The 9,292-nt window shown below is 60.1% G+C and carries 11 protein-coding genes; 5 read left to right on the top strand and 6 right to left on the bottom strand.

Annotated elements, in window-relative coordinates:
* The first annotated feature begins 446 nt into the window (after window positions 1-446).
* Window positions 447-1,106: a methyltransferase family protein gene (locus PMI32_RS05815; RefSeq protein ID WP_008033125.1), complete on the top strand. Its 660-nt coding sequence runs from the start codon at window positions 447-449 to the stop codon at window positions 1,104-1,106.
* Between the two features lie 54 nt (window positions 1,107-1,160).
* Here the strand turns inward: PMI32_RS05815 and PMI32_RS05810 are convergent, their stop codons facing one another.
* The 5 genes from PMI32_RS05810 to PMI32_RS05790 form a co-directional block, all read right to left on the bottom strand.
* Window positions 1,161-1,829: an HAD-IA family hydrolase gene (locus tag PMI32_RS05810; RefSeq protein WP_008033127.1), complete on the bottom strand. Its 669-nt coding sequence runs from the start codon at window positions 1,827-1,829 to the stop codon at window positions 1,161-1,163.
* Window positions 1,830-1,905: 76 nt separating this feature from the next.
* Window positions 1,906-2,313, bottom strand: a complete 408-nt coding sequence (locus PMI32_RS05805) for a response regulator (RefSeq protein ID WP_008033129.1) — start codon at window positions 2,311-2,313, stop codon at window positions 1,906-1,908.
* Window positions 2,314-2,584: 271 nt separating this feature from the next.
* Window positions 2,585-2,854 (bottom strand): pentapeptide MXKDX repeat protein, encoded by a 270-nt coding sequence (locus PMI32_RS05800; RefSeq protein WP_008033131.1) that lies wholly within the window; start codon window positions 2,852-2,854, stop codon window positions 2,585-2,587.
* Window positions 2,855-2,925: 71 nt separating this feature from the next.
* The gene (locus PMI32_RS05795; RefSeq protein WP_008033133.1) at window positions 2,926-3,705 is read right to left on the bottom strand and encodes a molybdopterin-dependent oxidoreductase; all 780 of its coding nucleotides are present in this window, start codon (window positions 3,703-3,705) and stop codon (window positions 2,926-2,928) included.
* A complete protein-coding gene (locus PMI32_RS05790; RefSeq protein ID WP_008033135.1) occupies window positions 3,702-4,310 on the bottom strand; it encodes a cytochrome b/b6 domain-containing protein in 609 nt (202 codons plus the stop codon). The genes PMI32_RS05795 and PMI32_RS05790 overlap by 4 nt, the downstream gene beginning before the upstream one ends.
* 273 nt (window positions 4,311-4,583) lie before the next feature.
* Here PMI32_RS05790 and PMI32_RS05785 point away from each other — a divergent pair, with 273 nt between their 5' ends.
* Window positions 4,584-5,519 (top strand): class I SAM-dependent methyltransferase, encoded by a 936-nt coding sequence (locus PMI32_RS05785; RefSeq protein ID WP_008033137.1) that lies wholly within the window; start codon window positions 4,584-4,586, stop codon window positions 5,517-5,519.
* Between the two features lie 132 nt (window positions 5,520-5,651).
* On the opposite strand, the gene PMI32_RS05780 is transcribed toward PMI32_RS05785, so the two are convergent.
* Window positions 5,652-6,425, bottom strand: a complete 774-nt coding sequence (locus PMI32_RS05780) for a helix-turn-helix transcriptional regulator (RefSeq protein WP_008033141.1) — start codon at window positions 6,423-6,425, stop codon at window positions 5,652-5,654.
* A gap of 111 nt (window positions 6,426-6,536) precedes the next feature.
* On the opposite strand from PMI32_RS05780, the gene PMI32_RS05775 reads away from it, so the two are divergent.
* From PMI32_RS05775 to PMI32_RS30770, 3 genes are all read left to right on the top strand, one after another.
* Window positions 6,537-7,640 carry a polyamine ABC transporter substrate-binding protein gene (locus PMI32_RS05775; RefSeq protein WP_008033143.1) on the top strand — a complete coding sequence of 368 codons (1,104 nt, stop codon included), beginning with the start codon at window positions 6,537-6,539 and terminating at the stop codon, window positions 7,638-7,640.
* 181 nt (window positions 7,641-7,821) lie between these two features.
* On the top strand, window positions 7,822-8,937 hold the full coding sequence (locus PMI32_RS05770) for a DmpA family aminopeptidase (RefSeq protein ID WP_008033145.1): 1,116 nt from the start codon (window positions 7,822-7,824) through the stop codon (window positions 8,935-8,937).
* Window positions 8,938-9,069: 132 nt separating this feature from the next.
* Window positions 9,070-9,292 (top strand): hypothetical protein (locus PMI32_RS30770; protein ID WP_238541040.1); only part of this gene is annotated, 223 nt, incomplete at its 3' end.

Genomic DNA, 9,292 nt, shown 5'->3' on the forward strand with positions numbered 1-9,292 from the left:
TGAGAACGCCATCGCCGGCAAGCCGGCTCCTACAGGATTCGGGACAACTCTCGCGATCCTCAGTCACACACAAATTTTGTAGGAGCCAGCTTGCTGGCGATTGGCCCTTGAGGCAGGCGGTGATTTTGTAAACGTCATCGCCGGCAAGCCGGCTCCTACAGGGTCCGGGGCAATCCCCGTGTCCCCCGTCCTATGCACCATTTGTAGGAGCCAGCTTGCTGGCGATTGGCCCTTGAGGCTGGTGGTGATTTTGAGAACGCCATCGCCGGCAAGCCGGCTCCTACAGGATTCGGGACAACTCTCGCGATCCTCGGTCACACACACTATTTGTAGGAGCCGGCTTGCTGGCGATTGGCCCTTGAGGCAGGTGGTGATTTTGAGAGTGCCATCGCCGGCAAGCCGGCTCCTACAATGAATGGTGTATTCGTTGAATGTGCGGGGTGACTATGAAAATCTCGGCCAGACTGGCGTTCTTCGCCATTGTCAGCACCCTCGCCTACCTCGGGCTCGCTGTCTGGGGCTTGGGCGGGTGGGCCGCTTTTTTCTCTCACGGGGCGCTGGTGGTGGTTGTGTTGGCGACGCTGCTGATGACGGTCGCAGCGCTGTTCACCGAGGTCAACCTCAGCTCCGGCGAACGTGAAGACCGGACCAATCGTTGGGTGCTGCCGGCCTTCGGGGGGATCGGGATAGCGAGCGGTTTTCTACCCGCCTACACCGACCGGATCGACTTCTGGGCCTTCGGCGGTGAAGGCGTGCGTTGGTTCGGGGCGTTGGTGTTCATCATCGGCGGTACGTTGCGCATGTGGCCAGTGTTTGTGTTGGGCAAGCGTTTTAGCGGACTGGTGGCGATCCAGCCGGGGCATAGCCTCGTCACAGAGGGGATTTATCGCCGTTTGCGCAACCCCAGCTATTTGGGGATGTTGGTGATTGCGGTGGGTTGGGCGCTGGCGTTTCGTTCGGGCGTTGGCCTGTTGCTGGCAGCGTTGACGGTGATCCCGCTGATTGCCCGCATTCACGCGGAAGAGGCGCTGCTGCGGGCGCAGTTTGGCAGTGAGTATGAGGCGTATTGCAGCCGTAGCTGGCGGTTGATTCCTGGTCTCTACTAACGCCGCGGCCCTTGTAGGAGCCAGCAAGCTGGCTCCTACAAGGGGATGGTGTTGTTACAAAGGAAGCAGGCGGATCTGGCCGTCGGGGTCAACCTGGACAGTGACCGAGTCATAATCGACCATCGTCGCATGCGGCGTTTCGATCGGATGATCGTGAGTCGAGGTAATGATCAACAGGTCTGCCCCTGCGGCTTGCGCGGCGAGAATGCCGACGGTGGCATCTTCGAAAATCAGGCAATCAGTCACTTCGACACCTAACCGCCTGGCCGCCAACCGATAACCCGCCGGATCGGGTTTGCCGGCGCTGACGTCTTCCGCCGTGACCATCACCGCAGGTTCGGGAATCCCCGCCGCCGCCATCCTTCGCAGCGCCAGTGCCTTGGGCGCAGAGGTCACGATGGCCCACTGGCTGGCCGGCAGCGACGTCAGGAAATCCGCCGCCCTGCGCACCTCGACAATTCCCTCGACATCATCGATTTCCGCTTGGGTAATCCACGCTGCTTCAGCCTCGGCATCGACACCCGGCAACGCCTGACGGTTGATGGTGTCGATGGCCCGGACGCCGTGAATGGTCGGCAGAAAAGACTCGACATCCACGCCATGGCGCAAGGCCCAGACGGTCCAGATGCGCTCGGCGGCGGCGATGGAATTGAGGACGGTGCCGTCCATATCGAACAGGAAAGCGCGATAAGGCTTGTTGAAAACCGATGGTTGAGCTGACAAGGATGAGCGTCCTTTTGCAAGAGCCGGGCGAGTTTTGCCGAGCAATGTAGCATTGGCTTGTCCGCCGCGTGTTGTTTCAGCCAACCGTCTTCGACTTCAACGCACCTTCCACGCAATCGAGCAACTGCCCCAGCGCCCAGGGTTTCTTGATGAACGACACCTCATGCCGCACGCCGGAAGTCTGCGGCGTTTCGAAGCCGGACATGATCATGATCGGTTTGCCCGGCCAGCGGTCGCCGAACTGATTGGCAAGATCGGCACCGTTGAGTTTGCCGGGCATGGTGATGTCCGTCAGCAGCAACACCACCTTGTCTGCGTGCTGCTCCAGGTAACCTGCCGCAGCATCCGCACTGATCTGCGGTTCGACGGTGAAACCTTCCTCCTGAAGAATCTCGCAGAGAAACTCCAGGATCAGCGGGTCATCTTCAACCACAAGAATCAACCCGCCTGGAAGGTTCTCGCCCGCCGTCGATACTGGACACATGACTTTGCCACTCCCTGATTGCCGAATGAATTCGCGGGCTCAAATCCGCTGCCTACAGGTATGAGCAGCGGACTCGGCGGAAATTCATTTTTGATACAGGGAGTCGACGAAATCAGGCGTCCTGCAAAATCAGATCGGCGCCTTTCTGGAATGCAAAAACCTGTAGGAGCGAGCCTGCTCGGGAAGACGGCTTAAAATTCAACATCACTGTTGACTGACCTGACGCCTTCGCGAGCAGGCTCGCTCCTACAGGGGATCGGGCTGTTTTGGCTTACTGCGACATGTTGTCCTTTTTCATGGCGTCCTTGGACATCTCGTCTTTTTTCATCCCGTCCTTGGACATGGCGTCTTTCTTCATCGTGTCCTTGGACATGGAATCCTTTTTCATCATCGAGTCTTTTTTCATAGCGTCCTTGGACATCGAATCTTTGCTCATGCTGTCCTTGCTCATGCCATCACTGGTTGTCGTCTCGGCGGCAAACACGCTGGCGGCACCTACGGCGAGGCACATGGACAATACGACGGTGGTCAACTTTTTCATGATGAAACTCCTTGAAGCACAGGTTGCGATTGAACGCGGCGTGAGCCGCGCTGTGAAGTTGGCGGGTGCCGTCAGCTGCCACCGAACCAGTTGTAGCCCTGGTCTTCCCAGTAGCCGCCGCTGTAGGTGTTGCTGACGAAAATCGCCTGAATATGTTTGGGGTTTTTGTAGCCGAGCTTGGTGGGCATGCGCAGCTTCATCGGGAAGCCGTATTCGCGCGGCAGCACCGCGCCGTCATAGGTCAGCGCCAGCAAGGTCTGCGAGTGCAGCGCGGTGGCCATGTCGATGCTGGTGTAGTAATCGTCGGCGCATTTGAAACCGACATATTTGGCATCGGTGTCGGCTCCGACCCGTTTGAGGAAATCGCTGAACCGCACGCCGCCCCAGCGCCCGATCGCGCTCCAGCCTTCGACGCAGATATGCCGGGTGATCTGCTCGTTCTGCGCCATCGCGCGCAGCTCGTCGAGGCGCCAGCTGCGCTTGTCGGCGACCAGGCCGGTGACTTCCAGCCGATAGCTTTCTTCCTCAACGGTCGGCGCCTCGTCGATGCCGTAAAACGCGTTGAAGGGGAACGGCCGGGTGATCATCGACGCCGGATAGGTCGGTGCCAGTGCATTGGGATTGAACAGCCAGCCCTGCACCCGATCGTTGAACCGCGACATGGATGACAACGCAGTCTCGACGCTTTCGTTGTCGGTCAGGTTGCAGCCCGACAACATGGCTACGCCGCCGAGGGTCAGCCCACGCATCAGGAACGAACGGCGCGAGCGGTCTTCGATCTGCGGCGCAATGATTTTCCGGGCGTCTTTGAGGATGGATGACTCATCCAGGCCTTCGATGGGCTTTTTCATACGGGCTCCTTGCGACCGATAATCATGGCCAGCAGTGTTTTGGGAACGAGCGCGACCATCACCAGATGCACCGCGACAAACGCCACCAACAGCGCCATCGCGATGAAATGCACATGCCGCGCCGCTTCGTAACCGCCAAGTAATTCACGCAACAGCGGAAACTGGACGGACTTCCACAACACCAGCCCGGAGACCACCAACAGCGTGATATCGAGCATCACAAACAGGTAAGCCAGCCGTTGCACCTGGTTGTAATGACTCAGGTCAGCATGCCCCAGCCGCCCGCGCAATGCGGCCCACAGGTCCTGCAGAACACCTTTGGGCGACACCGGGAAAAAGCGTCGAGAAAGACGACCGCTGACGAGGTTGATAATCAGGTAGACAAGGCCGTTGATCGCGAGAAACCACATCGCCGCGAAATGCCATTGCAACGCCCCGCCGAGCCAGCCGCCCAGCGTGATGCCTTTCGGGAAACTGAAGTCGTAAAGCGGCGATGCGTTGTAGATGCGCCAACCGCTGGTGACCATGACCAGCACCGCCAGGGCGTTCAGCCAGTGGGTCAGACGCAGCCAGCGCGGATGGGATGAAGCAGGTATCGGCGACATGATCGGCTCCCGGCGGTTGTTGTTATTCGTTGGAGCCGAGTATGGGAGCCGACAGATCGCCAAATCCTCACGTAAAGTTAAATTAAACGTGATAACTACCCCCCAATAACCTGTGGGAGCGGGCTTGCTCGCGAAGGCGGTGTGTCAGTCGATATCCATGTAACTGACACACCGCCTTCGCGAGCAAGCCCGCTCCCACAGTGTTCTGTGTTGTCCGCCCAAGGTGCGCAATTGTGGTTAAAATGCCGCCCCCTCAATGACCGACATCGCCCGATGAACTCAGACGCGCTCACCACCCTCCACGACCATCTGCTGACCGCCCTGGCAGCGGCTCCCGCAGAAACCCGCCGACTGTTCCATGGTCGCGGTCGCTGCTGGCCGGGGCTGGAGCAATTGACCGTCGACTGGCTGCAGGGCGTGGTGCTGGTGTCGCTGTTCAAGGAGCCCGAAGCGGCGCAACTCGATGAGCTGAAACTGCGGCTTATGGAAATCACCCGGTCACCCGAGTGGGCGCAATCCGGTGCGCATACACTGGCGCTGCAACATCGCTACCTGCTGCAAAGCACCACCGAATGGCTGGTCGGGGAAGTCATCGATGACATGACCATCACCGAGGGCGGCCTGCGTTATCGCGTAGACCTGGGCCGCAAGCAGAACACAGGGCTGTTCCTCGACATGCGTTACGGCCGCGATTGGGTGCGCGCCAATGCCGAGGGCAAGCGCGTGTTGAACCTGTTTGCCTACACCTGCGGTTTCTCCGTGGCGGCCATCGAGGGCGGTGCCGAACATGTGGTCAACCTGGACATGTCCAGCCCGGCCCTGAACCGTGGCCGCGACAATCACCGGCTCAACGGTCACGACATGAGCAAGGTGAGTTTCCTCGGCCACGACCTGTTCAAATCCTGGGGCAAGGTGATCGGTAAAGGCCCTTATGACCTGGTGATCATTGATCCGCCGTCCTTCCAGAAAGGCAGTTTTCTGCTGACCAAGGATTACCAGCGCGTGCTGCGTCGGCTGCCGGAATTGCTCACGCCACAGGGCACGGTGCTGGCCTGCATGAACGACCCGGCGTTTGGCGCGGACTTCCTGATTGATGGCGTCATGCGCGAGGCGCCGAGCCTGCGGTTCGAGCAACGGCTGGAGAATCCGCCGGAGTTTCCGGATGCGGATGTCGAGTGCGGGTTGAAGGCGTTGGTGTTCCGGCAGTAACACCGAGTTGCCTCCATCGCGAGCAGGCTCACTCCCACATTTGACCGCATTCCAATGTGGGAGTGACGGTGCGACGATTCGACCTGCTCGCGATGGGGGCCTGACGGGCAATAAATCTCTGTGATTTGCCAGTCAACGCGGCTGCAACACCAACGCAAACAACTCCCCATGCCCGTTCACGTTGAGCTTGTGATAGACGTTGCGCCGATGCACTTTCACCGTTTCCGGTGAGATCCCCAATTGCTGGGCAATCGCCTTGCTTGAAAAGCCCTGGAGAATCAGGCGCGCCGTTTCGATTTCGCGCACTGTCAGGCGTGCGTCGAAGCGATCCAGCAACGTCGCCAGATCCCCGGCCACGGCTTCGGCAACCGGGCCTTCTGGCGGCAACAATTGCAGGTGACGGCGCATCGCCGCCAGCACCCAGTCACGCACACAGAGCAGACGGCCCTGCTCTTCCAGGGTAAAACGCGTCGAACGGCCGAGTGACAAACCGAGCACGGAATCTTCGACGTTGATCATGAACTGCAACTCGTCGTCGCCCACCACCGAGCGGAAGTAACTCAGGTAGTACTCGCTCTGCTGAAACTGGTCCGGCGCCAGCGACTCTAGGCTGTGCAAGCCATCGGCAATGCCTGCACACGCGGCCTGATAAAACGGATCGAGCAGGTACATGCCGGCGCTGTAACCGGCCAGTTCCTCATGCTCGTCGGCGCTGCCCTTGGCGTCGAAATCGATCAGCAGGCGCGGCACTCGCCCCGGCCTCATCACCGCAACCAATGCGTTGTCCAGCGGCACCAGCAACCGCAGCGTGTCGACCAGTGCGCGCCAGAAACCGTCCCGGCCCACCGTGCCAAACACCCGCGCCAGGCCCTGGTGCACCGGCAACTCTTTCAGCAACGCGTCCACGCTCTACCCCTTTCGAGTAACCCATGATGGGAATGGGTGAGTCCCCGGCCTGCCGATACGCTGCAAGCACCTGTTCATCACCGGCCTGCAGCAGGCCAGGAGTGCCGCATCATGAGTCGTCGCCTTCCACAGATCAATCTCGGGCTGAGCGCCTGTTTGTGCGTTTCGCTGTCGGCGTTGGCTGCCGAAGGCCCGACGGTTCACGTTTACAACTGGTACGACTACATCGGCCCCAACACCCTGCACGACTTCAAGCGCGACACCGGGATCGAGCCGGTTTACGACACCTTCGACAGCGCCGAAGTGCTGGAAGGCAAACTGCTCACCAGCCGCAGCGGCTACGACGTGGTGGTGGCCAGCAACTTCAGCCTGCCGACCCTGATCAAGGCCGGCGCCCTGGCACCATTGCCCCACGCGCAGATGCCAGACTTCAAAAACATGGATGCTGACCTGCTGGCGAAACTGGCCAACAACGATCCGGGCAATCAGTACGCCGTGCCGTACCTGTGGGGCACCAACGGCATCGGTTACAACGTCGATAAAGTCCGCGCCGCGCTGGGCGACAAGGCACCGGTGGATTCCTGGGAGCTGGTGTTCAACGAAGCCAACCTGGCCAAACTCGGCCAGTGCGGCGTGGCCATGCTCGACTCGCCGTCGGAGATGCTGCCGGTGGCCCTGCACTACCTCGGCCTGCCGCCCAACAGTACCAATCCCGAGGACTATAAGAAGGCCGAAGCGCTGCTGCTCAAACTGCGTCCGCACATCGCCTATTTCAACTCGTCGAAATTCATCAGCGACCTGGCCAACGGCAACATCTGCGTCGCGGTGGGTTGGTCCGGCGCGATGCTGGAAGCCAAGACCAACGCCGAGCAGGCCAACAATGGCGTGAAGATCGCCTACAGCCTGCCGAAGGAAGGCGCGCCGGTGTGGTTCGACACCCTCGTGTTGCTCAAGGACGCGCCGCACCCGCAGCAGGGTCTGGCCTTCATCGACTATCTGATGCGCCCTGAAGTGATTGCCCCGGTCAGTGATCACCTCAACTACCCCAACGGCAACCGCAGCGCTACGTCGCTGGTGGCCGAAGCGACTCGCAATAACCCGGCGGTGTACCCGTCCGCGCAAGCCTTGGCCACGTTATTCACCCTCCAGCCGCTGCCGCCCGCTACCGAACGCGTGCGCACGCGGATCTGGAGCAAGGTCAAAAACGGTCAGTGACCCTGAATGGTTCGACTGAACACACAACCCATGTGGGAGCGGGCTTGCTCGCGAAGGCGGCGTCTCAGGCGACATCAATGTTGGACATGACGGCCTCTTCGCGAGCAAGCCCGCTCCCACATGGGTTTTGTGTTCAACCTAGCCCTACCTTTTCTGCCACGAATTGAAGATGAGAAAAACAATGAAACCACGTGCCCGCGACCTGAACCTCCAGTTCGGCCAACTGCAACCCGGCCCGCTCAATGCCATCACCGATGTACCCGGCGTGCGGGTCGGCCACAGTGATGTGCGAGGTCGCACCGCCAACGGTCGCGACATCCTGACCGGCGTCACCGTGATCGAGCCGCGTGCCGGTTCCACCAGCCAGCAACCGTGTTTTGCCGGCGTCCATGTGCTCAACGGCAACGGCGACGCCACAGGTCTGGAATGGATCCGCGAAGCGGGTCTGCTCACCAGCCCGATCGCCTTCACCAACACCCACAGCCTGGGCGTGGTGCGCGATGCATTGATTGTGCTGGACCGCGAACAGCAACCGGACGACGGGCGACTTTACTGGAACATGCCGGTGGTGCTGGAAACCTTCGACGGCTTGCTCAACGACATCAACGGTTTCCACGTCAAACCCGAGCACGTGGCCCAAGCCCTGCGCACGGCGACAAGCGGACCGGTGAAAGAAGGTGCGGTGGGTGGCGGCAGCGGCATGATCTGTCACGAATTCAAAGGTGGCATCGGCACCGCTTCGCGACGTTTGAATGCCGCCCAGGGTGGCTGGACAGTGGGTGCCATCGTCCAGGCCAACCACGGCATCCGTAACGAATTACGCGTCGACGGTTACCCGGTCGGGCGCTACATGGAAAAGGCTGACTCGCCATTCCTCAAGGCATCGTTGCCGCATCCGGGCATGGGTTCGATTGTGGTGTGCCTGGCCACCGATGCACCGTTGCTGCCACATCAATGCACCCGCCTCGCCCAGCGCGCCAGCCTCGGTCTGGCGCGAACCGGTGGCGGTAACGAAGACCACAGCGGCGATATCTTCATTGCCTTTGCGACCGGCAACGATGTGCCACCCGCTGCTTATGAGAGCAAGAAGGCGCCGACAACCGATAACCTGAGCATGGTCAACAACGACCACATCAGCGAGTTGTTCCTTGCCGCTACCGAAGCAGTGGAAGAAGCAATCATCAACGCCCTGCTGGCCTGCGACACCGCCGAGGGCAATGGCCATACGGTGCCGGGGCTGGACGCCGAAACACTGCTCAACGCCTTGCGTCGTGCGGGCTGGCCGGGACGCGACTAGCGGTACTTGAGTGCCAAACTCCATCTTCCTACGATGATTCTACGCAGCCGTTTGTTTGCTCAACTCGAGCGGTTGCGTAGGTGGTGAGTGATCTGAACCCCTACCAAGCTCACCGCCTGTTTCACGTGCATCTTGAGCCTCAAGGGCTCTACTTTTTCCCCATCAAAGAGCCCTGAGGCTCTTTTTTTTGCACGGATGACAGACCCAGAAAAAACCCGGTATCTGACCGTAGTCATGCTGTTTAATTGTGATTTTTTGGATTGGATGGGGGGTATATCCGTTGCTGCGGTGATGGCGGCTATTGGTTTCGCCCTTACGGCGAGTCACTTGGAAGAGCCCCAAGTAACCAAGGGCT

It is taken from the genome of Pseudomonas sp. GM60, from assembly GCF_000282415.1.
Classification (GTDB): Bacteria; Pseudomonadota; Gammaproteobacteria; order Pseudomonadales; family Pseudomonadaceae; genus Aquipseudomonas; species Aquipseudomonas migulae.

Bases quoted from the DNA above. Each gene is read 5' to 3' on its own strand.
- PMI32_RS05775 (WP_008033143.1), top strand. From the start codon at position 6,537: ATGAGTCGTCGCCTTCCACAGATCAATCTCGGGCTGAGCGCCTGTTTG.
- PMI32_RS05815 (WP_008033125.1), top strand. From the start codon at position 447: ATGAAAATCTCGGCCAGACTGGCGTTCTTCGCCATTGTCAGCACCCTC.
- PMI32_RS05770 (WP_008033145.1), top strand. From the start codon at position 7,822: ATGAAACCACGTGCCCGCGACCTGAACCTCCAGTTCGGCCAACTGCAA.
- PMI32_RS05805 (WP_008033129.1), bottom strand. From the start codon at position 2,313: ATGTGTCCAGTATCGACGGCGGGCGAGAACCTTCCAGGCGGGTTGATT.
- PMI32_RS05800 (WP_008033131.1), bottom strand. From the start codon at position 2,854: ATGAAAAAGTTGACCACCGTCGTATTGTCCATGTGCCTCGCCGTAGGT.
- PMI32_RS05790 (WP_008033135.1), bottom strand. From the start codon at position 4,310: ATGTCGCCGATACCTGCTTCATCCCATCCGCGCTGGCTGCGTCTGACC.
- PMI32_RS05785 (WP_008033137.1), top strand. From the start codon at position 4,584: ATGAACTCAGACGCGCTCACCACCCTCCACGACCATCTGCTGACCGCC.
- PMI32_RS05795 (WP_008033133.1), bottom strand. From the start codon at position 3,705: ATGAAAAAGCCCATCGAAGGCCTGGATGAGTCATCCATCCTCAAAGAC.